Source organism: Caulobacter segnis ATCC 21756, assembly GCF_000092285.1.
Classification (GTDB): domain Bacteria; phylum Pseudomonadota; class Alphaproteobacteria; order Caulobacterales; family Caulobacteraceae; genus Caulobacter; species Caulobacter segnis.
In genome coordinates this window covers 4,126,094-4,151,020 of record NC_014100.1, presented here as the reverse complement: position 1 = coordinate 4,151,020, position 24,927 = coordinate 4,126,094, and the positions used below count along the sequence as shown (strand labels likewise).

Annotated in this window: 21 protein-coding genes and 1 pseudogene; 9 read left to right on the top strand and 13 right to left on the bottom strand. The window is 67.7% G+C overall.

Annotated features, from left to right (window positions below):
• Window positions 1–49: 49 nt before the first annotated feature.
• The gene (locus CSEG_RS18965; protein WP_013080848.1) at window positions 50–940 is read left to right on the top strand and encodes an alpha/beta fold hydrolase; all 891 of its coding nucleotides are present in this window, start codon (window positions 50–52) and stop codon (window positions 938–940) included.
• 136 nt (window positions 941–1,076) lie between these two features.
• Here CSEG_RS18965 and CSEG_RS18960 read toward each other — a convergent pair whose 3' ends face one another.
• The 8 genes from CSEG_RS18960 to CSEG_RS18925 all read right to left on the bottom strand — a co-directional run bounded on the left by CSEG_RS18960 (window position 1,077) and on the right by CSEG_RS18925 (window position 9,957).
• Window positions 1,077–2,024, bottom strand: coding sequence for a thioesterase family protein (locus tag CSEG_RS18960; protein ID WP_013080847.1), 948 nt, complete (start codon window positions 2,022–2,024; stop codon window positions 1,077–1,079).
• 155 nt (window positions 2,025–2,179) lie between these two features.
• On the bottom strand, window positions 2,180–2,380 hold the full coding sequence (locus CSEG_RS18955; RefSeq protein WP_013080846.1) for a hypothetical protein: 201 nt from the start codon (window positions 2,378–2,380) through the stop codon (window positions 2,180–2,182).
• 53 nt (window positions 2,381–2,433) lie between these two features.
• Window positions 2,434–2,922: a Fur family transcriptional regulator gene (locus CSEG_RS18950; RefSeq protein WP_013080845.1), complete on the bottom strand. Its 489-nt coding sequence runs from the start codon at window positions 2,920–2,922 to the stop codon at window positions 2,434–2,436.
• 54 nt (window positions 2,923–2,976) lie between these two features.
• Window positions 2,977–3,756 carry an acid phosphatase gene (locus tag CSEG_RS18945; RefSeq protein ID WP_013080844.1) on the bottom strand — a complete coding sequence of 260 codons (780 nt, stop codon included), beginning with the start codon at window positions 3,754–3,756 and terminating at the stop codon, window positions 2,977–2,979.
• Between the two features lie 75 nt (window positions 3,757–3,831).
• Window positions 3,832–4,881 carry a 1,9-bis(guanidino)-5-aza-nonane synthase gene (locus tag CSEG_RS18940; protein WP_013080843.1) on the bottom strand — a complete coding sequence of 350 codons (1,050 nt, stop codon included), beginning with the start codon at window positions 4,879–4,881 and terminating at the stop codon, window positions 3,832–3,834.
• A gap of 118 nt (window positions 4,882–4,999) precedes the next feature.
• Entirely contained in the window at window positions 5,000–6,751 is a 1,752-nt protein-coding gene (locus tag CSEG_RS18935; protein WP_013080842.1) for a glycosyltransferase family protein, read from the bottom strand.
• A gap of 105 nt (window positions 6,752–6,856) precedes the next feature.
• Complete coding sequence (locus tag CSEG_RS18930) at window positions 6,857–8,590, bottom strand: hypothetical protein (RefSeq protein WP_013080841.1); 1,734 nt, start codon at window positions 8,588–8,590, stop codon at window positions 6,857–6,859.
• Between the two features lie 107 nt (window positions 8,591–8,697).
• Window positions 8,698–9,957, bottom strand: a complete 1,260-nt coding sequence (locus tag CSEG_RS18925) for a type III PLP-dependent enzyme (protein ID WP_013080840.1) — start codon at window positions 9,955–9,957, stop codon at window positions 8,698–8,700.
• Between the two features lie 340 nt (window positions 9,958–10,297).
• On the opposite strand from CSEG_RS18925, the gene phnC reads away from it, so the two are divergent.
• From phnC to CSEG_RS18895, 6 genes are all read left to right on the top strand, one after another.
• On the top strand, window positions 10,298–11,107 hold the full coding sequence (gene phnC, locus CSEG_RS18920) for a phosphonate ABC transporter ATP-binding protein (protein WP_013080839.1): 810 nt from the start codon (window positions 10,298–10,300) through the stop codon (window positions 11,105–11,107).
• The gene (gene phnD, locus CSEG_RS18915) at window positions 11,104–12,129 is read left to right on the top strand and encodes a phosphate/phosphite/phosphonate ABC transporter substrate-binding protein (protein ID WP_013080838.1); all 1,026 of its coding nucleotides are present in this window, start codon (window positions 11,104–11,106) and stop codon (window positions 12,127–12,129) included. Before phnC ends, phnD begins: the two co-directional genes overlap by 4 nt.
• 8 nt (window positions 12,130–12,137) lie before the next feature.
• Entirely contained in the window at window positions 12,138–12,956 is an 819-nt protein-coding gene (phnE, locus tag CSEG_RS18910) for a phosphonate ABC transporter, permease protein PhnE (RefSeq protein ID WP_013080837.1), read from the top strand.
• 265 nt (window positions 12,957–13,221) lie between these two features.
• Window positions 13,222–14,472 (top strand): OprO/OprP family phosphate-selective porin, encoded by a 1,251-nt coding sequence (locus CSEG_RS18905; protein WP_013080836.1) that lies wholly within the window; start codon window positions 13,222–13,224, stop codon window positions 14,470–14,472.
• A gap of 67 nt (window positions 14,473–14,539) precedes the next feature.
• Complete coding sequence (locus tag CSEG_RS18900) at window positions 14,540–15,583, top strand: substrate-binding domain-containing protein (RefSeq protein ID WP_013080835.1); 1,044 nt, start codon at window positions 14,540–14,542, stop codon at window positions 15,581–15,583.
• A gap of 234 nt (window positions 15,584–15,817) precedes the next feature.
• Window positions 15,818–17,131, top strand: coding sequence for a hemolysin family protein (locus tag CSEG_RS18895; protein ID WP_013080834.1), 1,314 nt, complete (start codon window positions 15,818–15,820; stop codon window positions 17,129–17,131).
• Window positions 17,132–17,167: 36 nt separating this feature from the next.
• Here the strand turns inward: CSEG_RS18895 and CSEG_RS18890 are convergent, their stop codons facing one another.
• Window positions 17,168–18,082: a LysR substrate-binding domain-containing protein gene (locus tag CSEG_RS18890; RefSeq protein ID WP_013080833.1), complete on the bottom strand. Its 915-nt coding sequence runs from the start codon at window positions 18,080–18,082 to the stop codon at window positions 17,168–17,170.
• Between the two features lie 136 nt (window positions 18,083–18,218).
• Between CSEG_RS18890 and CSEG_RS18885 the strand changes: the two genes are divergently transcribed.
• Window positions 18,219–19,403 carry an MFS transporter gene (locus tag CSEG_RS18885; RefSeq protein ID WP_013080832.1) on the top strand — a complete coding sequence of 395 codons (1,185 nt, stop codon included), beginning with the start codon at window positions 18,219–18,221 and terminating at the stop codon, window positions 19,401–19,403.
• 471 nt (window positions 19,404–19,874) lie between these two features.
• On the opposite strand, the gene CSEG_RS18880 is transcribed toward CSEG_RS18885, so the two are convergent.
• Together CSEG_RS18880 and CSEG_RS18875 are read right to left on the bottom strand one after the other, a co-directional pair.
• Window positions 19,875–20,966 carry a glycosyltransferase family 4 protein gene (locus CSEG_RS18880; protein ID WP_013080831.1) on the bottom strand — a complete coding sequence of 364 codons (1,092 nt, stop codon included), beginning with the start codon at window positions 20,964–20,966 and terminating at the stop codon, window positions 19,875–19,877.
• Window positions 20,966–21,796, bottom strand: coding sequence for a UDP-2,3-diacylglucosamine diphosphatase (locus tag CSEG_RS18875; RefSeq protein WP_013080830.1), 831 nt, complete (start codon window positions 21,794–21,796; stop codon window positions 20,966–20,968). The genes CSEG_RS18880 and CSEG_RS18875 overlap by 1 nt, the downstream gene beginning before the upstream one ends.
• Before the next feature lie 275 nt (window positions 21,797–22,071).
• Here CSEG_RS18875 and CSEG_RS18870 point away from each other — a divergent pair.
• Window positions 22,072–22,703: pseudogene (locus CSEG_RS18870) on the top strand (TetR/AcrR family transcriptional regulator).
• A gap of 39 nt (window positions 22,704–22,742) precedes the next feature.
• On the opposite strand, the gene CSEG_RS18865 reads toward CSEG_RS18870, so the two are convergent.
• Together CSEG_RS18865 and CSEG_RS18860 are read right to left on the bottom strand one after the other, a co-directional pair.
• Window positions 22,743–23,756, bottom strand: a complete 1,014-nt coding sequence (locus CSEG_RS18865) for a cupin-like domain-containing protein (protein ID WP_013080828.1) — start codon at window positions 23,754–23,756, stop codon at window positions 22,743–22,745.
• A gap of 61 nt (window positions 23,757–23,817) precedes the next feature.
• Window positions 23,818–24,918: a pyridoxal phosphate-dependent aminotransferase gene (locus CSEG_RS18860; RefSeq protein ID WP_013080827.1), complete on the bottom strand. Its 1,101-nt coding sequence runs from the start codon at window positions 24,916–24,918 to the stop codon at window positions 23,818–23,820.
• Window positions 24,919–24,927 lie beyond the last annotated feature (9 nt).

Here is a 24,927-nt window from a genome sequence, read left to right as displayed (position 1 = left end):
GCCGATCGCGAGCCTACCTTAGTCCTCCGTCGACCACAGGAGCCCGCCGATGGACGCGGCCGTCTTTCGCGAACCTCGCAAGCGCGCCATGCCGATTGGCGGCGGCGAGATCGCGGGCCTGGAGTTTGGTCCGACGGACCGCCCGATCGACATCGTCTTCGTCCACGCCAACGGTTTCAACGCTCAGACTTACCGAACGCTGCTGTCGCCCCTGGCGGCCAGCCTGCGCATCCTGGCGATCGACCAGCGCGGACATGGCGAGACGACCTTGCCGGCCAATCCGGACGGGCGGCGTTCGTGGCGCGACCTGCGCGACGACCTGATCGCCGTGCTTGATTTCCTGGACGGCCCGCCGGTGGTGCTGGCCGGCCATTCGATGGGCGGGACCGTCAGCCTGCTGACCGCCGCCGAGCGGCCGGAGCGGGTCAAGGGCCTCGTCCTGATGGATCCCGTCATCATGCCCTGGCTGGCCATGCTGTACGCCAAGGCGCCCTGGACCTCGGGGCGGATGTGGAAGCGCATGCCCATGGTCCAGGCGGCCCTGCGCCGCCGGGCGGTGTTCGAGGACCGCCAGGCCGCCTTCGACGCCTACAAGGGCCGCGGCGCCTTCAAGACCTGGCCCGAGACCATGCTGGCCGACTATGTGGCTGGCGGTTTCAATGAGCGCGCTGACGGCAAGGTCGAGCTGGCCTGCGCGCCGGCCTGGGAGGCCTCGAACTACGCCGCCCAGGCGCATGATCCCTGGCGGGCGGCGCGACAGGCCCGGGCGCCGGTGAGGATCCTCAAGGCCGAGAAGCACTCGACCTGCCACGCGGGTCCAGGCTTCGCGCGCCGGGGACGCGACGTGCGGATCGAGACTCTGCCGGGGACCAGCCACTTCCTGCCGATGGAGCGCCCAGACCTCGCGCGCGACGCGCTGTTCGAGATGGCGACGGGGTAGGCTTCAAAGCGCCCCCTCCGTCACGCGACCATGCCTCGCGCCACCTCCCCCGTTTCACGGGTGAGGAGGAGGCCGTCATCCTCCCTCGCGTAGCGGGGAAGGTGGATCGGCGCGAAGCGACGAGACGGAGGGGGCGCTAGAGCGCCAGCCCCGCCACTTCGAAAGCCGCCAGCGCCGCGCGGGCAGCGTCGCTGACCGGCACCACCTTGCGCGCGTCCAGGTCGAAGGTGATGGCGACGGCCTCGGAGGTTCCCCAAGGCTCGCCCGTGGTCGGGTCGAGCATCCAGTGGACGACCCGCATGGTGCGCGCGTCGGTTCCGACGAGGCCCGAGCGGATGTCGATCCGGTCGCCGATCCGGGGCCAGGCCAAGTAGGCGATCCGGTATTCCAGGACGGCCCCGCCCATGCGCTGGGGCTTCTGCTCGGCGTGGTCGACGACGAGGTCGCGGAACGGGTGGATGAAGGCGCCGATGCCGTCCGAAACCCGCCCGATGAACTGCTCGGCGCGCATTCGTCCGTACACGTCGCAATCGGTGGGCAGCAGGCCGCCCAGGCCGATGCGCGAGAGCTTCAGGGCGTCGGCGCGGGCCAGGCTGGCGGTGGGTGTGAACGGCGACAGGTCCAGGCTGCGCGCCCGCGCCTTCTCCGGAACCTCGACCTTCAGCGCCTCGGCGCGCTCCCGGGCGATCCTGGGCCAGGGGAAAGGCTGGCCCTCGCGCGGGGTGGCGTGGATGACGGTGGTCTGGAACGTCGCCGCCAGCTCGCCCGAGGCCGGATGGATCAAGAGCTGCAGCAGCCGCGCCTCGGTCTCGCCCATCTCGATCACCCCGCCCAACATGGTCAGGGGCGCGCCGGCGTGGGCCTCGCGCAGGAAGCGGATGTGGTGCTCCTTGACCAGGAGGGTGGCGTTGGCGTGAGGCGAGAAGGCGTTGGGCAGGCCCAACTCCGCCGCCAGGCCGATCAGGCCCTCCTGGGCGCGGACGACGTAGTGGCGCACATTCATGTGCCCCATCTCGTCGCAGTCCCAGGTATTCACCCCTCCACGCCAGATCTCGACGCCGGGAAGACCCTCGGCGGCCGTCATGGCGCGGTTCCTTGGTGGGCAAGAATGGGCCAGATCTCGACGCCAGGAAGCGGCTCTGCGGTCGTCATGGCGGGTCTCAAGCAGCGGTGAACAGCCGTTCGAGTCTAGCGGCTGGGACGAGCTTGGCTAGAGCCTGTCTGGCGGACTGGGAACGTTCAGGCCTTGAGCTTGCCGGGGCTGGTCGGCTTCTTGAAGGTGTCGCCGATCGCCGCGCCGTCCGGACCATCCGGCCCCGCGCTTTCGCGCGACTTCTCGCCGGTCTTCTTGACGCTCTTCTCGCCGCCCAGGGCGGTGAAGTCGCCCAGCGGTTCGGCGTCGTTGGCCTCGCGGCCGTCGGTGTTGGATGGCTTGGCCATGCGTGTTCTCCAGGTGACCCAAAGAGAACCGGAGGCGGGCGGGGTTGTTCCGCTCAGGCGTCCTTGCAGGCGGCGCAGAGGCCGTGGGCCTCGATCGTCACGCCGGTCAGAACGTAGCCCGCCGAGGCGCCAGCGGCGATGATCTCGGCGCTGGCCTTGGGCTCGATCTCGCGCGTCGCCCCGCAGCAGTCGCAGATCAGGAAGGCGGCGGCGTGGCCGTCGGCCTCCTTGCGGCAGGCGACATAGGCGTTGAGGCTCTCGATCCGGTGGGCGAAGCCCTGCTTCTCCAGGAAGTCGAGGGCGCGATAGACGGTCGGCGGCTTGGCCGGCGGCCCCGAACCGCCGAAGGTCGAGATCAGGTCGTAGGCCTTCACCGGCTGCCCGGCCTGAAGGAGCAGTTCCAGCACGCGACGGCGGGGCGCCGTCAGCCGCTGGTCGGCGGCCGAACAGCGGGCTTCGGCCGCTTCGAGCTCGGCCGTCAGGGCCGCCCCGGCGACGCCGTGGTTGTGGTGGTCGTGATCGCAGGAAGCGCCGTGGGCCATGCCCAAGAGGTAGAGGGCCGGACGCCCCCGCGCAACCTTGGCCGTGCGCCCTGCCTAGAACAGAGGCGCGCCGACCAGGTTCGCCTCGGTCGTGCAGCGCGCCGGATCGAGCGGCTTGGCCTTGGCGCGGGCCTCGTCGGACTCGGCCCGGACGGCCGCCAGGTCGGCCTTGAACGCGTCCGAACTCCAGAGCGCGGCGAACAGCGTCTCGGCGTTGTGCTTGCCGGCCTGGACGCTGCTGGCGTTGTGGACGCCGCAGATCACCCGGCTTTCGCCATAGGCGCGGGCGCGGGCCAGGATGGGGTTGGCGCGGTCGGGGGCGACTTCCGACAGCAGCAGGCCGACCGTCCAGCCCCAGGTGGCGTGGCCGGAGGGATAGTCCGGCGAGAAGCGGAAGCCAAAGCTGGGATTGATGCAGATGGGCGCGTTCTCTGAGAGATAGGGCCGGGGGCGCATATATTTGAGCTTCGGTCCCGACACCGCCGACCGGACGTCGCGGCTCATCCGCAGCATCATCGCCGCCAGCTTGGGGTTGGTCTCGCGCGTTGGCGTGTAGCCCAGGGCGCAAGCGTAGGAGTCGAGGATCTTCTCCTCGGCGTTGTCCGCCTGGGCCAGCGACCAGCGCGGGGTGTCCTTCAGGGCGCGGGTGGTCAGGAAGATCTGGCGATCCTTCTCCGCCTGGGGCGAGCCCTTGGCGGGCGGCGGCGGGACGTGGTCGCGAGCGTCGAACGCGCTTTTGGGCAGGTAGCGCGGATAGGTCCCCGCGTCGCCGCTCAGCGTGGCGCAGCCCGTCAGAGCCAGGAGGGCGAGGCCGACCAGCCAAGATGCGCGCATGAAAAAGGTCCCCGGAATCGCTTCCGGGGACCCTGCATTTTCAGACCCATTCAATCAAGAAGGGGGCTGATCAGCTTACTTGCCGAACAGCTTGTTCCAGCGCGGCTTTTCGCGGCCTTCCCAGGCCTTGCGCCAGTAGGCGTCCGAGGCGATCAGCGGCACCACCGTGGTGGCTTCGGCGAACACCATCTGCTCGTAGGTGGTCGAGACCTTGCCCCACGAGGCGGCTTCCTTCAGCGTCGACGACGAGCAGGCGCCGTCGCGCACGTCGGCCACCGTGATCTGGATGGCGTACTTGTGCATGTCGGCCTCGACGCCGAGGATCTCGGCGCAGACGACGGTGTCCTGGGCGAAGTTCTTGGGAACGCCGCCGCCGACCATGAACAGGCCCGTGGTGCCGGCCGCGATCTTGACGTCCGTCAGTTCACGGAAGTCGGCGACCGCGTCGATCATCAGGTAGGGCTGCTTGGCGGCCAGCTTTTCCTTCTGGTGCTTGACGAGGCCAAAGCCCGCCGAGCTGTCGACGAAGGCCGGGCAGAAGATCGGCACGCCTTCCTCGTAGCAGGTCTGGATCAGCGAGCCTTCCTTCTTGGCGTTGCCTTCCGCCAGCCACTTGCCCATCTCCCAGATGAACTCGCGCGAGGAATAGCCGCGGGGCTCCAGCTTGTTGCAGATCTCCAGGATCGTGTGGTCGCACGCCTGCAGCTCTTCTTCGTCGATATAGGTGTCGTAGATGCGGTCGATGTAGTTGTCGCGCAGGACGTTGTCGTCGACCGGGCCGGCGGCCTGGTAGTGCTTGAAGCCGAGGGCCTCGAAGAAGTCCATGTCGACGATGCTGGCGCCGGTGGCGACCACGGCGTCGATCATGCCGTTCTTCACCATGTCGCGGTAGACGTGCATGCAGCCGCCGGCCGAGGTCGAACCGGCCAGGATCAGCCAGGTCGAGCAGCCCTTGTCGGCCAGGGCCATGTTGAAGATGTCGGCCGCGCGGGCGGTGTCGCGCGAGCTGAACGACATCTTGCGCATCGAGTCGATGATCGGGCGAGCGTCGTACGACGTGATGTCGACGTGCTCGACGACCTTCTGGAGCAGTTCGGCCTTCGTGTTCGGAACGGGAGCGTTCATGACAGAGGATCCTCTGAAGGTGAGCGCCCGTCGTGACCCTAGAGCCCGCCGGGACGGAGCGACCGGCGAGAGGATGAAGGGGGCGCTATATAGAGTCTTTGTGACGATTATCGAGTCCTTATGCGCCGATAAACGCGCGGAGTCGGCCCAGAAGGTCGTCACGGCCCGATCGGGACAGCAGACGACGGCGCGCCGACAAGCCTAGCCAGGCCAGGCAGAAGACAAGCCCCGCCAAGGTGAGCGCATCGCAGACCTTCTCCAGCGAAGAGCGGACGATGAGCGCTCGATAGGTGTGCGCGCCCGGCTCGGCGACGAACGACAGCAACGCCTCGGGTCCTGCTGGCTGCGTCGCCATGGCCCGATCGGGCCCCTTCTGGACGAAGCCGATCTCCCAGGTAGGGAAATAGTGCTTGCGCAGCACGATGCGGGTCGGCCGGGTCGCCTCGACCGCCATGGCGACGCTGCCGTCCGGGAAGAGGTTGGCGGCGGTCACCCTGGCGCCGTCGTTCTCGGCCTCGGCCAGCGGCATGTCATATTGCGTCATGCAATACTTGTCGGCGGCGTAGCGCGGACCGCCTCCGAATGCGGCGGGCAGGTGTTCCTCGGGGACAAGCCGGCAGGCGATATGTGATGCAGCCTCGGGCGAGATGCTATCGCCGACTTGAGCGAGGTGGAAGTCGATGGCCGGCTTCTGGAGGGCCAGGCCGTATCCCAGGGGGATAGTGGCGATCAGGACGAGCGCCGCCAGCGGAACCCGCCGTCGACCGTGCGCGAAAGCCAGAACGACGGCGGTGATCGCCGCGAATTCCATCCCCAGCAATAGGCGGTACGGGAACTGCACCTTGCTCAGCGCCAACCCGGTGACGCCGCGCCAGACCCAAGGCATGGCGTAGAGAGCGAAGGCGATTAAAACGCCGATGCTCCAGGCCAGGACTTCGCGTTGCGTCGAGGTCATTTTGCGGCCCGCCACACCGATGATCGCGCCAAGGGCCGCGCCCGCCAGCCCGTACGCCATCAGAGCCAGGGAGGTTGAGTAGGGTTTGCTCGGCCACATCGCGGGATGCATCAGGGCCCACTTGTAGGGATCGGCGTCGTTCCCCCACATGACCCTCAGCAACGCCATCTTCTGCATCAGCATCGCGGGGCCCAGATAGCTTGCCGATAGGATCAGCCCTAGCGCGGCGCCGGCGGCGCAACGAAGGAAAACCCCGCGGCGCTTCTCGGGGGGCGCGTCCAACAGCAGGTAGGCCGCGAAGGCGGGCGCGATGCTGATGAAGACCAGCATGGCGATCAGCAGGTGCGACATCACGAGGGCGGCGGCCGACAGGGCCAAGCCTGGAACCCAGTTCCACGACTTCGCGGCGCGCTCTAGGCACAGCGCAAAGAGGGGCAGGGTCATATAGGCGGCGGTCTCGCCGATGGCGGCCCGCACGTAGAAGCTAACCAGATGGTACGGGGCGGCTACATAGATCAGCGCGCCTATCAGAGCCCAGGCGTCCCCCGTTCGCGTCCGCAGCCAAGCGAACATGGAAAGGCCCGAGCCAAGCACCATCAGGTAGGTGGCCCAGGCGAGGATCAGCGGATAATCGATGGTGCCGAACGCGTAGCGCACAAAGGCCGCCACGTAGAAGGCCAAGGGCGGATAATAATAGAAGGACGGCGCGCCCAGGCCTGTCCACGCGCCGTGCAGCCAGCGCGGCGGGAAGTGGCCTTGCGCCAAGGTATTGTTGAAATCCAGAAGCCAAGTGGCGTTGTAGATGTAGCTGTGTCCATAGCCGGCCCCATGGCCGAGATCATGCCTGAGCAGACAAAAGCTCTGAAAGGCCAGAATGAGCACGATCACTGGCCAGCGAAGCGTTACCTTGGACATCAAGCCACTCAACTTTGGGCGCCAGCGCGTCCTGCATGAGCGTTTTTCGTGTCTGCGTAGGCATTTGTCCAGTGATCCCACGGCTTGGCGCTCCGGCGCGTTGAGTCACCTCTGGCGTGCGCCGCCTGGCGCCCCACGTCGCTGACGCGTCGCGAAACCGATCAGGCCGATCGCCGCCAGCGACGCCAGCGCGATCGCGTCGCCCAGCTTCTCGACCGGGGTCCGCACGATGTGCAGACGATAGACGTGGTCGCCGGGCGTGGCGGCGAAGGTCAGGATGCGCGACGGGCCGGTGGAACTGATCGCGACGCCGGGGTCCTCGCCGGCCTGGACGAGATCGGCCCGCCAGGCGGGGAAGTAGAAGCGGCGGACGACCACGCGGGTCGGGCGCGGGGCGTCCAGCCGCACGGCGAGGCTGCCGTCCGGGTAGGAGGTCGCGGCCAGGACTTTGGCGGCCGGATCGAGCGGACGGACCAGCGGCAGGCGCTCGTAGCCGCTCAGATAGACGCGATCGACCAGGATCGCCGGATCGAAGAAGAAGTCGCCCGGCAGGTGCTCTTCCGGCAGGCGTCCCACGCGGATGCGCTGGGCGATCGTCGGGTCCTGACCGGCGGGATAGAGGCGGGCGCGCTCGAACGCCGGGATCAGGGTCTGCTTGACAGGGACCCAGACGCTGACGGCGACGACCGCGGCCAACAGGACCACGAGGCGCGGACGGTGGCTGAACGCCAGGCTGGCGGCGGCGATCAGGGCGAACTCGACCATGACCAGCATGCGGAACGGGAACTGCATCTTGCCCAGGATCGGCGCCAGCGGGCCGTGCCAGACGGCCGGCGTGGCGTAGGCGGCGATGGCGACCAGGCAGACCGCGGCCCACACCCGCGCGGCCGCCGTACGGGGGCCTGAGGCCCGGCCGAGGACGGCGAGGACGCCCAGCGCCGCCGCGCCGTAGGTCCAACCCAGCCAGGCCATGGCGCCGGCCAGAGGCGCTGGCGGCCAGTGCTTGGCGTTCAGCAGCGTCCAGGCGGCGGGGTCGGCGCCCGACAGAGGCGGGCCCCACATGAACTTCATCGAGGCGGCGTCCTGCAGGGCCAGGGCCGGCAGCAGGTAGGTCATCGCCAGCCCCGCCCCCAGGATCGCGCCCGCGGCCAGGCGCGCCACGATCGCCAGGCGCGCCATCGGCTCGGCGCTCATGATCAGCCACAGGGCGGCGATCGGCGCCGCGATCAGGCAGATCGGCAAGGCCACCGCGATGTGGCCCAGGATCATCCCCGCCAGGCTCAGCGCCAGCGGCGGGATCCAGGCGGGGTGGCGGGCGGCGCGCTCCAGGCTGAGGGCGAAGAACGGCAGCACCGCATAGACGGCCAGCTCGCCCAGCGAGCCGCGCGAGACCGCGTCCAGCAGGTGATAGGGCGCGACGGCGTAGACCGCGCCGGCGACCAGCGCCACGCGCCCCCCCGCATGGGGGCGCATCCAGGCGTAGAGGCCAAGGCTTCCGGCGAGCGACAGCACCAGGCACGCCCAGGCCGTCACCTGCTCGGCGTTCAGCAGCCCACCGGTCAGCAGATCGACGCCGGCGGCGACGTAGAAGAACAGCGGCGGATAGAAATAGAACGACGACCCGCCCAGGCCGTGAAAGCCCTCGGGAATCCAGCGCGGCGGAAACTCGCCTCGGCGCAGGGCCGCGCCGAAGGACTCGACCCAGATGGAGTTGTAGCTGTCGATGGGCGCCAGGCCCGCCCACAGCGCGTGGGACAGGGGCGCGAAGCTGGCGGCGAGCAGGATCAGGGCGACGATCCAGATTGGCGGATCGTTCTGAGCGGAAGAGCGTGTCGTCATGGCCCGTGAAGTCTGCCGCCCGCTCGGGGTCTGCGATGCGCGAACAAAAAAGGAGGCGGATGGATATCCGCCTCCTTCACGTTGATCGCAGGATTTCCGACCTCGGTCTAGCGACGGCGCTTGCGCTTGCCGGCCGCGCCCTTGGGACGCGAGAAGCGGACGATCTTGCGCTCTTCCGCCTCCTGGCGGACGACCGGGATCGAGCGCTTGGCCAGGCCGTACATCGAGGCCATCGGGGCGTCCTGCACCTCGACGGTGTCGGTTTCGCCAAAGCCGTTGAAGCGGGTGTTCATGGCCACGCCATAGGCGCCGAGCATGCCGATCTCGATGTAGTCGCCCTCGTCGACGCTTTCCGGCAGGTAGAACGGGCCGGGCATGTGGTCGACGCTGTCGCAGGTCGGGCCGTAGAAGCGGAAGGGCTTCAGGCCTTCTTCCACGACTTCGCCGTTCTTGCGGAAGAGCTTCACCGGGAAGGGCCACTTCATGTGCGCGGCGTCGAACAGCGAGCCATAGGACCCGTCGTTCAGATAGAGCGCGTCGCCCTTCTTCAGCTCGACCTTGACCAGCAGCGACGAGGCCTCGGCCACCAGGGCGCGGCCTGGCTCGCACCAGAGCTCGGTGGTCTCGTGGACCATCATCTCGGCGAAGCCGCGGTCGATGGCCGCCAGGTACTCGGAGAGATCCGGCGGGACCATGCCCGGATAGATCGACGGGAAGCCGCCGCCGACGTCGACGACATCGGCCAGCACGCCGGCGCGCACCAGGGCGCGAGAGGCCTGGGCCATCGCCGCCTGGAACGCCGTCGGGCGCATGCACTGGCTGCCGACGTGGAACGACACGCCCATCAGGTCCTGGGTGGCGCGACGCGCGGCCAGCAGCAGGGCCGGAGCATTGTGGCTCTCGACGCCGAACTTGCCCGACAGGCTGTAGGCCGCGCCTTCGGCCTGCACGCCCATGCGGACGATCAGGTTCAGGTCCTTGGCCTGGCCGGTGGCGTCCAGGATCTTGGCCAGCTCTTCGTGGGTGTCGAACGAGAAGGTCTTCACGCCGTGGTCGAAATAGGCGGCGGCGATCGCCGCCCGGCTCTTGACCGGGTGCATGAAGGCCATGCGCGAGCCCGGGGCCTCGTTGGCCACGAGTTCGACTTCGTTCAGCGACGCGACGTCGAAGGACCGCACGCCGGCCTGAGCCAGCTCACGGATCACCCACGGCGAAGGATTGGCCTTCACCGCGTAGAAGACGTCGCCTTTAAATTCGGACTGGAACCAGCGCGCAGCTACGGAAACCGCGTCAGGCCGCACGAGTGCGACGGGACGTTCCGGTGACCGCTCACGGACCAGGTCCAGGGGCGAATGGTACGTGCGCAATTCACGTAACCCCCTGTTGGAAGTTAAACCCAGGCCGGCGTTAGCAGCGTTTAGAGGACTTCGGGTCCGCCGGAGCCGTGCGAAATAGGGGCATTGATCCGGGATGTAAAGACCCTTTTGCGGCGCCGTTTTGTGACGAATTGATCCACGCGAGCGCGGCGGCGGAAAGAGTGGGCGGTTTGGCCGGCCGGACGCCCGCCCAGTCTGGAAATGGAGATCGGCGGGGCATGTCGTGGTCGCGATAATGGGTTCGGGGTGTCACAAATCCATTGCGAACCTGCCCCAAACCGGTGAACGCATTTCCCAAGCTATGAAACCACGTTAAGGATTCGCCCCGACCATGACGTCGGACCCTGTTCTTTCGATCCGCGCCGCCTCCAAGACCTTCGGGTCTCGTCGCGCGCTGGACGCCGTCTCCCTCGACGTGGCTCGGGGCGAGATGATCGCGCTCATCGGGCCGTCGGGCTCGGGAAAATCCACCCTGCTGCGCTCGATCGACGGTCTGCAGACCATCGACCCTCCTGGCGAGAATGGGGGCGAGGGCGTGATCACCGCTTTCGGCGGGGCGGTCCAGGCCAAGGGCAAGGTCTCGAGCGAGGTGCGCAAGGCGCGCATCCGCATCGGCTTCATCGCTCAGCAGTTCAATCTCGTGGGGCGCCTGTCCCTGTTCAGCAATGTCGCGCTGGGCTCGCTGGGGCGCATTCCGGTCCTCCGGGGCCTGTTCGGCGCGTGGCCCAAGGAGACGCGCGAGGCGGCCATGGCGGCCCTGGCCCGCGTCGGCGTCGCCGACTACGCCGCCCAGCGCGCCAACACCCTGTCGGGCGGCCAGCAGCAGCGCGGCGCCATCGCCCGCGCGCTCGTCCAGAAGGCCAAGATCATCCTGGCCGACGAGCCGGTCGCCTCGCTGGACCCGGTCTCGGCGCGCAAGGTCATGGAGATTCTCCGTGACCTGAATCAAACCGACGGCTTGACCGTCGTCGTAACCCTGCACCAGGTGGACTACGCCCTTCGCTACTGCGACCGGGTCGTGGCCCTCAAGGCTGGCCACAAGGTCTATGACGGCCCGGCGACCGGCCTGAACCGCGAAAAACTCATCGACATCTACGGCCCGGAATTCGAGGACGTGTTCTGGGAAGGAGCCCCGCAATGATCAACCGTCGTTCGGCCCTCGTGATCGCCGCAGCCTTTTCGGCCCTGGCGCTCGCTTCGTGCGGCAAGGCTCCCCAGACGCCCGCCGACAAGGACACGATCACCTTCTCGATCCTGTCGACCGAGTCCGCCCAGAACATGGAGAGCTACTGGAAGCCCATCCTGGCCGACATGGAGAAGCAGACCGGCCTCAAGGTGAAGCCGTTCTTCTCGTCGAACTACTCGTCGCTGATCGTGGCCATGGGCGCCAAGCAGACCGACCTGGGCTGGTTCTCGAACCAATCGGGCCTCGAGGCCGTGCGCCGCTCGAACGGCGAGGTCTTCGCCCGCACCTTCGACCCGTCGGGCACCGACGGCTACAAGTCGGTGATCATCGTGCCGGCCGGCAGCAAGATCCAGTCGGTCCAGGACCTGCTGAAGTGCGACAAGTCGCTGAACTTCGGCATCGGCGACAAGAAGTCGACCTCGGGCACCCTGGCGCCGATGACCTACGTGTTCATCCCGGCCAACAAGAAGCCCGAGGACTGCTTCAAGACCGTGATCAGCGCCAACCACCAGGCGAACCTGTTCGCCGTGGCCAACGGCAAGCTGGACGCGGCCACCAACAACTCGACCGCCATCGGCCTCTCGAAGGCGCGCGGCGAGGGCGTCACCGACCGGGTCCGGGTCATCTGGCAATCGCCGACCCTGCCCGAGGACCCGATCGTCTGGCGCAAGGACCTCGATCCCGCCATTAAGGAAAAGCTGCGCCAGTTCTTCCTGACCTATGCGCAAGGCGATACGCCGGAGGCCGCGCAGCAGCGCGGCTATCTGAAGAAGCTGAGCATCGGCGGCTTTAAACCGGCCGACGACTCGCACCTGCTGGTCGTGCGCGAGATGGAGGCCACCGAGCAGCTGGGCCTGGCCCGCGAGGCCGGCGACCAGGCCAAGATCGCCGCCGCCCAGACGTCGCTGGACCAGATCAAGTCCGAACGGGTCGCCGCCGAGGGCAAGGCCGGCCTCGCCTCGACGCCCGCGAACTGAGGCCTAGCATGAGCGACGCGACCATACCGGCGCCGCCCAAGCGCTCGGCCTCGGCCCTGGCCTTCGACACCCTGCTCTGGGGCGGGGTGATCCTGCTGCTGATCGTCAGCTTCAAGCCGGCCGAGATCGACAAGTTCCCGCAGCTGTTCACCGACACCGAGCGGACGGGGAACTTCGCCAAGCTGTTCTTCAAGCCGTTCACGGATCCCGATCTGTTCCTGTCGATGGATTGGCCGCTGTTCATCGGCAAGATGTGGCAGACCATCCAGATGGCGCTGTGGGGCACGGCGCTGGCGATCATCGTGGCCATCCCGCTGGGTCTTCTGGGCGCGCGCAACATCGCGCCGGTCTGGATCCAGCAGCCGGTGCGCCGGGTGCTGGACCTGATCCGCTCGATTCCCGACCTCGTGGTGGCGCTGATCTTCATCACCGCCGTGGGCCTCGGCCCGTTCGCCGGGGTGATGTCGATCATGTTCAACACCGGCGGCGTGCTGGCCAAGCTGTTCGCCGAAGCCGTCGAGTCGATCGACAAGGGCCCGGTCGAGGGCGTGCGCGCCACCGGCGCCGTCAAGCTGCAGGAGATCGTCTGGGGCGTGATCCCGCAGGTGGCCCCGCTGTGGACCAGCTACGCCCTCTACCGCTTCGAATCGTCGAGCCGCGCCGCCACGGTGCTGGGCATCATCGGCGCGGGCGGCATCGGCCAGATCCTGTTCGACTCGATCAACGCCTTCCAGTTCGACCAGACCGGCTGCATCGTCCTCGTGATCGTCGTGGCGGTGTCGATGATCGACCTCTTGTCGCAGATCATCCGCACGCGGCTTCTGTAGCCCTTCGGACCATTCCGCTTTTCAGCGCCTTCCCCGCCCGCCGGCGGGGAAGGCGTTTTCGTATCGCCGCCAGCCGTCGGTGAACGGACATTTCCCGGCGCGCCTTGTTGCCGTAACGCCACAGCTTAAGGCCTTGAAAACACTTGTCGCCTGGCTGTCACAAATCGGTGGCGGAAGCGTCACGGACCCCCGGTAAGCCCGGCGTCAACCTGATCCACCTCGAGACGGGTGAGAGGACAGGGGCGCCTTTCAAGGGGAATCTCAAATGAGCATCAAGACCTCGCTGGTCGCCGGTTCGGCGCTGGCCGTCGCGCTCGCGATCGGCATGGGCGCGACCGCCCAGGCCCAGGACATGAGCTACAAGTGGAGCGGCGCTCCGCAGTTCAGCAACGACGACACCGCGTTCAAGGTCCGTGGTCGGATCCTGTTCGACTACGTCAACCAGGACATCGAGCGCGCCGGTCCCGGCGGCGACTTCAAGACCAGCAACGCCCGCGGCCGTCAGGTCTTCCTCGGCGTCGAAGGCAAGCTGAACAACTACTTCGCCTACAAGGTCGAAGGCGGCGCGGTGAACGGCGGCGCCTGGGGCTGGGATGACGCGGTCATCGAATACAAGCCCAGCGAGCCGGTCTCGATCCTGTTCGGCAACGTCAAGGTCGCCGGCCTCGAGAACCTGACCTCGACCCGCTTCACCACCTTCATGGACCGCGGTCCGTACGGCGACTTCGGCGTCGACAGCTACCTGCTGGGCGTGGTCGGCAAGTACAGCGGCTACAACTACTCGATGTCGCTGGGCGTCCAGGGCGCCAGCCTCAACAGCACCGACGTCAACAACGCCAGCGCCGACTCCAAGGAGCGCCTGACGATCACCGCCCGCGGCCACTACGCGCTGCTGAACACCGACGCCGACAAGCTGCACCTGGCGGTCTCGTACCGCTACCGCAACCGCGGCGACGAAAGCGCCTTCGCCTACACCGGCCGCACCAACACCGCCTACAGCAACGCCACGTTCTACACGACCGGCGGCATTGGCAACCGTGACAAGACCATCGCCGTCGAAGGCGCCTGGGTCCACGGCCCGCTGTCGGTCCAGGCCGAATATTCGAGCATCGACGTGACCCGCGCGGGCACCGCCGGCGACGACCCGACGATCAAGGTCGGCTACGCCTTCGTCAGCTTCTGGCCGACGGGCGAGACCCGCAACTACGACGCGGCCGCCGGCGAGTTCAAGCGTCCGAAGATCCTGAACCCGGTCACGGCCGGCGGCTTCGGCGGCGTCGAGCTGGCCGTCCGCTACGACTTGGCCGACACGACCGACGCCTACGACACCCTGCGGGTGAAGCCGGCGACGTCGCAAGCCGGCGAGTACACCGGCTGGACCCTGGGCGTGAACTACTACCCGACGTCCTACGTCCGCTTCCAGGCCAACTACACGGACGGCAAGGTCGACAACTTCGGCGCCAACCAGGACTTCGACGTGAAGCAGTTCCAGCTGCGCGCCCAGCTCGACTTCTAAGCGTCGCCACCTCTCTGGGCGGGCCGCGTGGCGGTCCGCCCGCTCCCCTCTCCTCTAGGAGTTCGTCATGAAGAAGCTTCTGTCCTGCGCGGCCGCCGCCGTGGCCCTGTCGGGCCTCGCCGCCGCCCCCGCCCACGCCGCCCGCGACTACGTCTGGGCCGCCGGCTCCTCGACCGTGTTCCCGTTCGCCACCCGCACCGCCGAGAACTTCGCCAAGAAGTCCGGCAAGAAGGCTCCGAAGGTTGAAAGCCTCGGCACCGGCGGCGGCATCAAGCTGTTCTGCGGCGGCACGGGCGAAGGCTTCCCCGACATCGCCAACGCCTCGCGTCCGATGAAGAAGTCCGAGTTCGACGCCTGCGCCGCCAAGGGCGTCAAGGACATCCTGCAGATCAAGATCGGCTTCGACGGCATCGTGGTCGCCACCGACAAGGACGGCGCCGACTACAATTTCAAGCTCGAGCACCTGTACCAAGGCCTGTCCAAGCAAGTGCTGAAGGGCGGCCAGTTCGTCGCCAACCCGAACAAGACCTGGGACGACGTGGCCGGCGGCCTGCCGGGCAACCGCATCCAGGTCTACGGCCCGCCGCCGACCTCGGGCACCCGCGACGCCTTCGTCGAGCTGGCCATCGAAGCCGGCGCCCGCAAGTATCCGACCCTGGACGCCATCCGCTCGGACAACGAGAAGAAGTTCAAGGCCCTGGTCGATCCGCTGCGCAACGACGGCTGGGTCGACGCCGGTGAAAACGACAACGCCATCGTCGGCACCCTGACCAAGACCCCGGGCTCGGTCGGCGTCTTCGGCTGGTCCTACCTCGAAGAGAACATGGACAAGATCAAGGGCGCCTCGGTCAACGGCGTGCGTCCGTCGGCCCAGACGATCTCGGACGGCAGCTATCCGCTGTCGCGTTCGCTCTACATCTACGTCAAGAAGGCCAACATCGGCGTCACGCCGGGCCTCGAGGAATTCCTGAAGGAGTTCACCTCGGACGCCGCCACGGGTCGTGGCGGCTACCTGCAAGGCCGCGGCCTGATCCCGCTGCCTCCGGGCCAGCACGACGCCCAGAAGGGCATCGTGAACAACAAGACCGTGATGGGCCGCCCGGCCGCCTAATCGGAGCTTGGCAGCCGAAAGTGGCTGCCGGTTTCGGCGCCGGCCAAGCTCCAAGGCTTGGAAGCGGAACCTGTCCGAAACGGACAGTTTCTGGGCCCCTTTCGGTTAGAGACGATACAGACGCCGCGGTCCTATGGGCCGCGGCGTTTTTCTTTGTATAGTGCCCCTCGCCGGGCCGCCTTGCGCCCGCGCCGCGGTCGCCGTCCGGCGACGCGTCCCCGACCCTGAAGGGCCATGATCCTCGTCGCGCTCGCCGTCGTCTTCCTCCTCGTTCTGTTGAACGGGGTTTTCGCCATGTCCGAACTGGCCGTCGTCTCGGCCCGCAAGGCCCGCCTCCAAGGGTTCGCCGAACGGGGCGACAGGGGGGCGAAACTGGCCCTCGAGATGGCCGAGCACCCGACCCGGTTCCTGTCGGCCGTGCAGGTCGGCATCACCCTGATCGGCATCTTCGCCGGCGCCTACGGCCAGGCGACCATCGCCGCGGCCCTCGACCATTGGCTGGAGCACAGCGTGCCGGCGCTGGCCCAGTACTCCGAGGCCATCGCCACCGGCGTCGTCGTCGTGGGCCTGACCTATGTCTCGGTGATCCTGGGCGAGCTGGTGCCCAAGCGCCTGGCCCTGATCTTCCCCGACGCCATCGCCCGCCGCATGTCGCCGTTCCTGGCCGTGATGGCCACGGTGCTGCGCCCGTTCGTGACCCTGCTGACCGTCTCCACCGCCGGCGTCCTGCGCCTGATGGGCGTGCGCGACGAGCGCAACAACAGCGTCACCACCGAGGAGATGGAAGCCGTCCTGGCCGAGGGCGCCGACGCCGGCCTGATCGAGCCCGAGGAGCGGGCGATGATCAACGAGGTCCTGCGCCTGGGCGACCGCCCCGTCCGCGTGGCGATGACCCCGCGCCGCGACCTCTTCTGGGTGTCGCTGGCCGACAGCCCCGAGACCGTGCTGAAGGAAATCCGCGCCAGCGCCCATTCGCGCATCCTGGTCGCCACCGAGGACGACCTCGACGGCGATATCGGCGTGGTCCTCAAGAAGGACCTGCTGGACGCCTGCCTCGCCGAAGCGCCCCTGGACCTGAAGGCCCATGTCCAGCAGCCGGTGGCGATCCCCGAGACGATGTCGCTGCTGAAGGCGCTCGCCGTCTTCAAGTCGACCAGCCTGCACATGGCCCTGGTGGTCGACGAGTTCGGCTCGCTGCAGGGCGCGATCACGCCGATCGACCTTCTGGAGATGATCGCCGGCGACTTCCCCGAGGACCACGACGACGACGAGACCCGCATCATCCGCCGCGACGACGGCAGCTGGCTGATCGACGCGCGCCTCGACATCCAGGAACTGAACGATCATCTGGGCGAGAACTTCGAGGCCGACGGCGGCTACCACACGGTGGCCGGCCTGATCCTCGACCGCCTGGGCCGCATCCCCGCCGAGGGCGAGCACGTGACCATCGGCGGCTTCGACCTCGAGATCGTCGACATGGACAGCTCGCGGATCGACAAGGTCATCGTCAAACCCGCCAAGCGGAAGAAGGGCGAGGCGGAAGGGTAGGGGCGGCGACCGGACGTTCTTCAGCGAAGACGTGCTTCAGCGAAGACGACCTTCAGCAAGACGACTGGCGACATAGTCGACGAAGACGCGCACCCGCGCCGGCATGTTCGCCCCGCCGACGAAGACGGCGTGTATCTGCTCGACGTCGCCGGGATTGAAGGCGTCCAGCACAGGCACGAGCCGACCGGCGGCCAAGTCCTCGGCGACGCTGAAGTTGCCCACGCGGGTGATCCCGACTCCCGCGATCGCCAGCTGGGCGAGGGTCTCGCCGTTGTTGGCCTCGATGCTCCCATTGACCGTCAGGGCATAGTCGCGCCCGTCCTTGCGGAAGGGCCAGACGGGTTCGGCGCGGCGGAAGTTGAAATTGAGGCAGTTGTGGTCGTGCAGATCTTCGGGAACCTGTGGCGTCCCGTGGCGGGCCAGATAGTCGGGCGACGCCACGATAGTGCGCCCGGTCTCGCCGATGCGTCGCGCGGTCAGCGGACTGTCGGGCAGGATGCCGAACCGAATGGCCACATCCGCCTGCCCGCCGGCGACATCGGCGATGGCGTCCGTCAAGCTGATGTCGACGAGGATGTGGGGATATAGCTGGGCGAACCGCCCTAGCAGCGGCACGATGCACAGGCGACCGTGCGACAAGGCCGCGCTCACCCTCAGGCGTCCGCGCGGCGCGCCCTGGTCGGCGATCTGCCGCTCGGTGTCGTCCAGGTCAGCCAAGATGCGGCGCGCCGCTCCAAGATAGGTTTGTCCCTCGGCCGTCAAGGTCAGCACCCGCGTGGTCCGCAGGATCAGCCGAACGCCTAGTCGAGCCTCGATCCGATAGATCGTTCGGCTGACCGCCGAGGGGCTCAGGCCCAGCTTTCGACCTGCCGCCGAAAAGCTGCCGCTCTGAATGGCGGCGACGAAGACCTCCAGCTCACGAGCCCTGTCTGTCGAGCCGATCGATTGCATCTTTGCGTCCAGATCAAAAGTCTTTGGCCCTTGGTCGGGCTAACATCGCATCCGCTTCCTGTCCATCTGTGCGCCAGCATCGCCAGGACGGGTTCGCCCGTCTGAATCCGCAGCTCGTCTGAGACAACGCCCGACAATGAAACCGAACCTTCCCATTCTGGCTCTGGCCGTCGGCGCCTTCGGCATCGGCGTCACCGAGTTCGCCCCCATGGGCATGCTGCCCGTCATCGCCGGAGACCTGGGCGTCTCCATCCCGGTCGCGGGGTTGTTGATCAGCGCCTATGCCTTTGGTGTCGTGCTGGGCGCGCCCCTGATGACCCTGACCACCGGCCGCGCGCCAAGACGATCTCTGCTGATCGGGCTGATGGCGATTTTCACCCTCGGTAATCTGCTGGCGGCGGTCTCGACCAGCTACGGCATGCTGTTGGCGGCCCGGCTGATCACCTCGCTAAACCACGGCGCCTTCTTCGGCGTGGGGGCGATCGTCGCGGCGGGTCTCGTGCCGGAGAACAAGCGCGCCGGCGCGGTGGCGGCCATGTTCATGGGCCTGACCATCGCCAATGTGGTCGGTGTGCCTTTGGCGACCTGGGCCGGAGATCAGCTTGGCTGGCGCGTATCCTTCTGGGGCATAGCGGGATTGGGCGTACTGGCCATGATCGCGCTGCGCCTGACCCTGCCGAAGGTCGCCGCGCCGGCGGGCGGGAACGCCCTGGCCGAATTGAAGGTGCTAGGGCGCGGTCCTGTGCTGGCGGCCCTGGCCCTGACGGTGATCGGCTCCAGCGCCATGTTCACGGTCTTCACCTACATCACCCCGATCCTGCAGCAGGAAACCCACGCCTCGATCGGCTTCGTCACCGCCATGTTGGTGACCTATGGCGTCGGGCTGACGGTGGGCAACTGGCTGGGCGGGAAGTTCGCCGACCGATCGGTGGAAGGAACCCTGATCGTGACCCTGGCGTCGCTAACCGCCCTGCTGGTCGCCTTCGCCTTCGCCATGCCGTTTGCGGGCGCCGCCGCGGTGCTGATCTTCCTGTGGGGGGTAGCCAGCTTCGCGCTCGTGCCGCCGCTGCAGATGCGGGTCATGGCGGCCGCGTCCGACGCCCCGAACCTCGCCTCGGCGGTGAACATCGGCGCGTTCAACTTGGGCAATGCGATCGGCGCGGCGCTAGGCGGTGGCGTGATCGGCGCCGGGCTGGGGTTTCCGGCGGTGGCGCTGGCCGGCGCAGCCGCTTCCGCCACCGGCCTGGGCCTCCTGGTCTTGATGCGCTGGCCAAAGACAGACCTTTCCAAGGGCGGCAATGAGGCATGCGTGCGTGGCTGATCAGGGAAAGTAAGAGCGTTCGCGGCGCTCTATGATCCGCGTAGACGGAGTCGAATCGAACGATTTCAACGACTTCTCACTTTTACACGCCGCTGGATCATCCGCGTTGAAACCCCGCTCATACTCTTCCTTACCCGATGGCTTGGAAGGGACGTCCGGCCGGCGATCGTGACGGCTGTCGGGGGTGGTCGAGCGGGACTTTAGGTTCGGGCTGAAATCGCCCGGACGGTCCGGGGACCGGGGTCGCCAGCCCTGGCCCGCCCGCCGGGGGCCTCTTTCGGAAGCGGGTTAAGACCCCGCGCGTCGAAGGCTCACCGGATAACGACCGCGCGGAGCGTTCGAGCTTCGTCGAAACGGTAATCACTACTCATACTCCGGGCGTCGCCCGGGCGCTCCGCATCCCCTTCCATCCCTTCAGCGAGCAGTCGCGTGAAGCGGCGAAGTCGTGCGACTTGAAACCGTGAATAGACCTTACGCCGCCGTCTTCTTGCGCAGGCGCGCCAAGCGACGCAGCCGGCGCCAGAAGCGGGTCTTTTCCGGCTCGGGATAGGGCTGCAGGTTGCGGAAGAACTCCTCGGCGCAGGATCGCCACGAGAACTTCTCGGCGAACTTGCGCACCACCGTCCGGTCGAGTTCCAGGCAGGCCAGGCAGGCTTCCTTGAGGCCATCGGTCTGGCCGGGCGCGAGGACGCCGGCGTTGGAGCCGGGGATGATGTCGACAGGGCCTGGCGCCGAGAAGGCCGCCACCGGCACGCCGGCGGCCATGGCCTCCAGGATCACCAGGCCGAAGGTGTCGGTCAGGGACGGGAAGCAGAAGACGTCGGCGCCCGCGAAGTAGCGGCCCAGCTCCTCGCCGAACTTGGCGCCCAGGAACTTCACCTCGGGGTACTTCTCGGCCAGCTCCTCGCGCTGGGGACCATCGCCGATCACGACCTTGGTGCCCGGCAGGTCCAGGCTGGCGAAGGCCTCGATGTTCTTCTCGACGGCCACGCGGCCGACATTGAGGAAGATCGGACGGGCCAGGCCCTCGAAGATGTCCGGATCCTCGGCCGTACGCGGCTTGAAGATGTCGGTGTCGACGCCGCGCGACCAGGGCGAGAGGTTGCGGAAGCCGTGCTTGGCCAGCTCGTCGCGCATGGTGGGCGTCGCCACCATCAGGCGGCCCGACGGCTTGTGGAACCAGCGCATGTAGGTGTAGCCGGCCGCCAAAGGCAGCGGCAGGCGGGCCGAGACGTATTCGGGGAACTTGGTGTGGTAGCTGGTCGTGAACGGCAGCTTCCACTCCAGGCAGATGCGCCGCGCGGCCAGGCCGATCGGCCCCTCGGTGGCGATGTGGATCGCCTCGGGCTCGAACAGCTTGAAGCGTTCCTGCACCGGCTCATAGGCGCCGATGGCGAGCTTGATTTCCGGATAGGTCGGCAGCGGGAAGGTCGGGAACTGGTCGGGGCTGACGACGTCGACGATGTGGCCCATGGCGCGCAGTTCGTCGACCACCCGGGTCAGGGTGCGAACCACGCCGTTGACTTGCGGTTCCCAGGCATCGGTAGCAAGCAGTATTCGCATCAGGCGACGGCGGGCTCCGGCAGCGGCTCGTCAACGGGGCTCGGCAGCTTGCGGCTGCGATCGATCACCGACCAAGAGCGCACCTTGGCCCATTCCACGATCTCGAGGCGACCGTCGGCGTGCTCGGCCACGGCCGTGCAGCTTTCCACCCAGTCGCCGTCGTTGACATAGGCGATGCCGTCGATGTCGCGCATCTCGGCCTTATGGATGTGACCACAGATCACGCCGTCCACCCCCCGACGCCGAGCTTCGTCGGCCACAGCGGCCTCGAAGTTCTCGATGAACTGCAAAGCGTTCTTCACCTTGACCTTCAGATAGGCCGAAAAACTCCAGTAGCCGAACCCCAGGCGGCGACGCGCGCGATTCACCAGAGTGTTCAGCATGAGGATGGTTCTATAGGACCAATCCCCGAGGAAGGCGAGCCACTTGGCGTGCTGGACGACGCCGTCGAACTCGTCGCCGTGGACGACCAGATAGCGCTTGCCGTCGGCCGCCTCGTGGATGATGTCGCGGGCCACGACCACCCCGCCGAAGTGGACGCCGCAGAACTCGCGGACCCGATCATCGTGGTTGCCGGGCACGTAGATGACCTCGGTGCCCTTGCGCGCCATGCGCAGGATCTTCTGGACCACGTCGTTGTGGGCCTGGGGCCAGAACCAGCCGCTGCGCAGCTTCCAGCCGTCGATGATGTCGCCGACCAGATAGAGCTTGTCGCACTCGATGTGGCGGATGAAGTCCAGCAGCAACTCGGCCTGGCACCCTCGCGTGCCCAGGTGCAGGTCGCTGATGAAGACGGAACGATAGCGGCGGACGGCGACGTCGGCGCTCATGGTCGTACCCCCGTTCAAAGGCCGCAACATCGCTCCGTCCCCGGATCGGCGCGACGGCGGCCAACGGCAGGCGATTAAGCTGATTGCATGTCGCTTTGATGAAGCGGGGGCGGCGATCGATCCGAGGCGGCGTTCGCCGGCTTCCCTTGGGGCAGCCCGCTGATTGACCAGTTTCGGCGTATTTGTCAAAAATCTGAGCGCGGAAGCTAGGCCTTTGCGGGCCTGGGCTTGCTCTAGCTGTTGCGGCGCAGCATCGCCCGCACTAGATCACCCCGATGGACGCCGCCCGCCTCGCCAAGGATACGCCGAAGTCGCAGAAGACCCGCGCGCGGATTCTGGATTGTGCGATGCACCTGTTCGCCGAGATCGGCTACCACGCGGCGACCAACCCGGCGATCGCCGACGCCGCGGGCCTGACGCGCGGGGCGATGCTCTATCACTTCCCGACCCGCGAGGCCTTGGTCGAGGCGGCCGTGGCCCACATCCAGGCCGAGCGCTCGACCCTGTTCCGCGCCGCCGCCGACAGCTTGCCGCCGGGCGCGGACGTCACCGAGCACGCGATCGACAGCTATTGGGACCTGTTGCACAGCGTCCCTTTCCAGGCCTTCGCCGAGCTGGAAGCCGCGGGCCGCACGGACCCGGCCATTCAGGCCCTTCTGACGCCAGCCCAGGCCGAGTTCGACCGCGCCCAGGCCGGCGACCACTTCCTGAAGATCCTGCACGCCGGCGCCGGCCCGCGCTTCCAGGCCAGCCGCGACCTCGCCCGCTTCATGCTGGAGGGCCTGGCCCGCACGACCCTGACCTATGACAAGGACGGCCGGAAGGATCGCCTGCTGGCCGTGATCAAGCGCGCCACGCGCATATGCTGAACCGCAAGGGCGACATCCAGGACCTCTGGCCGGACTAGGGGCGGCCTTCGCGGGCGATCTCGATCGCCGGCCCGCCGTCAACCGTTGAGCTTGCGGCCCAGCACCTGACGGATCCGCCGGGCGTCCTCTTCGCCAAGCTCGCCCAGCATGCCGCGGACGCTTTCGGGCAGGTGCGCCGTGGCCGCCTCCGGATCGCCGAACACATAGTGATCGAAGGCGGTCTTCCACGCCGCGCGCTGATGGGCGGGCAGGGCGCGCAGGGCCAGCACCGCGTGGAGGAAGGCGTCCATGGCCTGGCCGCGTCCGGCGGGCTCGCTGGACCACCAGTAATTGGTCAGCAGGTTCACCGGCGCCAGCGAGCGCACGTGGTGCCACCACAGATAGGGGATGTAGAGCGCGTCGCCGGGCTCCAGCTCGACGACCTGAGCGACCTCCAAGGCCTTGGCGAAGCGCGGGTGCTTCTCCAGATCCGGGTCGTCGAACGACACCAGGCTGATCGGCGGTCCGCCGGGAGTCTTCTCGAACGGGCCGATATAGAGGTCGGCGACGGCTTCGGGCGGAAACAGGGTGAAGCGCCGGCGGCCGGCGACGACGCAGGCCAGGTTCTCGTACGGATCCTGGTGGGCGGCGACGATCACCTGGTTGCCCAGCCACAGGAGGGGCTCGACCTCAGGACCCAGCAGCGGCGAGACGTTCTCGGCGCTGAAGCCGGGCAGGTGCGTATCGGCCGGGATCGACTGGGCGGCCAGGGTCGCCGGACGCTCGGCCTCGCGGTTGGCCAGCAGGAAGTCGAAGCTCTTGGACAGCCGCGCGCGGCCGCCCTGGAAGTTAAAGCCCGAGAGGTCGTCGCTATAGAAGAACCGGCCGCCGGCCTCCGGCGGCGCGATCAGCGTGCCCACCGGCTCCTGGCGATCGAAGCGGGCGAGATAGGCGAACAGGGCCTCGTCGCCCTGGCGCGCGGCCGCCACGGCGGGCCAGGACGCGACCAGACCCCGGAACACCACCGGCTGGCCGGCGGGGACGATCTCGCCGTGGAAGCGGTCGGCGTCGACCCCAACCCTTTCGACAAAGGTCATCTCGACAATGGCCATGGGACATCACTGATCCGATACGAGGTCAGACCCATAGGGCGTTCCCGGCTTGCCGCCTAGATCACGCCTTCAGGGCCTTCGGCAGCACGCTGGCGAAGTAGTCGAGCTCGGCGGGGCTGGCGGTGCCGACGCGGATCCAGGTCGGGTGGCGCGGGCTGTCGAACACCCGCACCTCGACGCCCAGCGACGCCAGGGTCTTCTGGAAGGCGAGGTTCGGCTTACCGCAGTCGACGAAGACATAGGTGCCGTAGGAGGGCAGGTAGCTGAGGCCGTTGGCCTCGCAGATCGCGTAGATCTTCTTGCGACAGCCTTCGAGATAGGCCTTGGCCCCGGCGAGATAGGCCTGGTCGCCATAGCAGGCGGCGGCCGCCGCGAGGCCCGGGCGGCCCTTGTGGGTCGGGATCAGGCTCTTCAGCGTCCGGACCCGATCGGCGCGGGCGGCGACGAACCCGGCGCGAAGGCCCGCCATGCCGTAGACCTTCGAGAAGGTGCGGGCGACGATCACGTCATGGCCGGCGCGGACCAGGTCCATCATCGAGTTGCGGACCGGGTCGGGGCTGATCTCGATATAGGCTTCGTCGACGATCACCGGGCAGGTCTTGGAAACCTCGACGCAGAAGGCCCGCAGCGCGTCGGCGTCCAGCAGCAGGCCGGTCGGATTGTTGGGATTGCAGACATAGACGCAGCCCGCCTTCACGGTCCGGGAGCGCTCGGCGAGCGCTTGCAGGTCGATCTGCTGGTCGGCGCCGAGCTGGACCCACTCCAGGCTGGCGCCCTGGCGCTGGGCGTAGAGCAGGGGCGTGGCGTAGCTGGGCTGGGGCGAGACGACCGGACCGGCCTTGGCGAAGGCGGTCGACAGCAGCGACAGCGCCTCAAGCGAACCGTTGCACAGGCCGACCTGTTCGGGCTTGAGGCCGTCATGCTCGGCGATCAGCTTGACCAGCGGCGGTTCCAGCTCCCAGCCGTAATAGGGCGCTTCGGCCAGCGCCTTGGCGGCGGCCTTGCGGGCGGCGGGCGAGGGGCCGAACGGGTTCTCGGTGACGCCCAGATGCGCCTTGATCGCCGGCGGCGCGGTCGGATCCACCGAGGTCTCGGCGGCCAGGGCCAGGCTCGGCGCCAGCGTCGCGCCACCGATCAGAAGTCCGCGCCGCGTCGCATCCATGAGCTGTCT

Bases quoted from the DNA above. Each gene is read 5' to 3' on its own strand.
- CSEG_RS18965 (WP_013080848.1), top strand. From the start codon at position 50: ATGGACGCGGCCGTCTTTCGCGAACCTCGCAAGCGCGCCATGCCGATT.
- CSEG_RS18960 (WP_013080847.1), bottom strand. From the start codon at position 2,024: ATGACGGCCGCCGAGGGTCTTCCCGGCGTCGAGATCTGGCGTGGAGGG.
- CSEG_RS18955 (WP_013080846.1), bottom strand. From the start codon at position 2,380: ATGGCCAAGCCATCCAACACCGACGGCCGCGAGGCCAACGACGCCGAA.
- CSEG_RS18950 (WP_013080845.1), bottom strand. From the start codon at position 2,922: ATGGCCCACGGCGCTTCCTGCGATCACGACCACCACAACCACGGCGTC.
- CSEG_RS18945 (WP_013080844.1), bottom strand. From the start codon at position 3,756: ATGCGCGCATCTTGGCTGGTCGGCCTCGCCCTCCTGGCTCTGACGGGC.
- CSEG_RS18940 (WP_013080843.1), bottom strand. From the start codon at position 4,881: ATGAACGCTCCCGTTCCGAACACGAAGGCCGAACTGCTCCAGAAGGTC.
- CSEG_RS18935 (WP_013080842.1), bottom strand. From the start codon at position 6,751: ATGTCCAAGGTAACGCTTCGCTGGCCAGTGATCGTGCTCATTCTGGCC.
- CSEG_RS18930 (WP_013080841.1), bottom strand. From the start codon at position 8,590: ATGACGACACGCTCTTCCGCTCAGAACGATCCGCCAATCTGGATCGTC.
- phnC (WP_013080839.1), top strand. From the start codon at position 10,298: ATGACGTCGGACCCTGTTCTTTCGATCCGCGCCGCCTCCAAGACCTTC.
- phnD (WP_013080838.1), top strand. From the start codon at position 11,104: ATGATCAACCGTCGTTCGGCCCTCGTGATCGCCGCAGCCTTTTCGGCC.
- phnE (WP_013080837.1), top strand. From the start codon at position 12,138: ATGAGCGACGCGACCATACCGGCGCCGCCCAAGCGCTCGGCCTCGGCC.
- CSEG_RS18905 (WP_013080836.1), top strand. From the start codon at position 13,222: ATGAGCATCAAGACCTCGCTGGTCGCCGGTTCGGCGCTGGCCGTCGCG.
- CSEG_RS18900 (WP_013080835.1), top strand. From the start codon at position 14,540: ATGAAGAAGCTTCTGTCCTGCGCGGCCGCCGCCGTGGCCCTGTCGGGC.
- CSEG_RS18895 (WP_013080834.1), top strand. From the start codon at position 15,818: ATGATCCTCGTCGCGCTCGCCGTCGTCTTCCTCCTCGTTCTGTTGAAC.
- CSEG_RS18890 (WP_013080833.1), bottom strand. From the start codon at position 18,082: ATGCAATCGATCGGCTCGACAGACAGGGCTCGTGAGCTGGAGGTCTTC.
- CSEG_RS18885 (WP_013080832.1), top strand. From the start codon at position 18,219: ATGAAACCGAACCTTCCCATTCTGGCTCTGGCCGTCGGCGCCTTCGGC.
- CSEG_RS18880 (WP_013080831.1), bottom strand. From the start codon at position 20,966: ATGCGAATACTGCTTGCTACCGATGCCTGGGAACCGCAAGTCAACGGC.
- CSEG_RS18875 (WP_013080830.1), bottom strand. From the start codon at position 21,796: ATGAGCGCCGACGTCGCCGTCCGCCGCTATCGTTCCGTCTTCATCAGC.
- CSEG_RS18865 (WP_013080828.1), bottom strand. From the start codon at position 23,756: ATGGCCATTGTCGAGATGACCTTTGTCGAAAGGGTTGGGGTCGACGCC.
- CSEG_RS18860 (WP_013080827.1), bottom strand. From the start codon at position 24,918: ATGGATGCGACGCGGCGCGGACTTCTGATCGGTGGCGCGACGCTGGCG.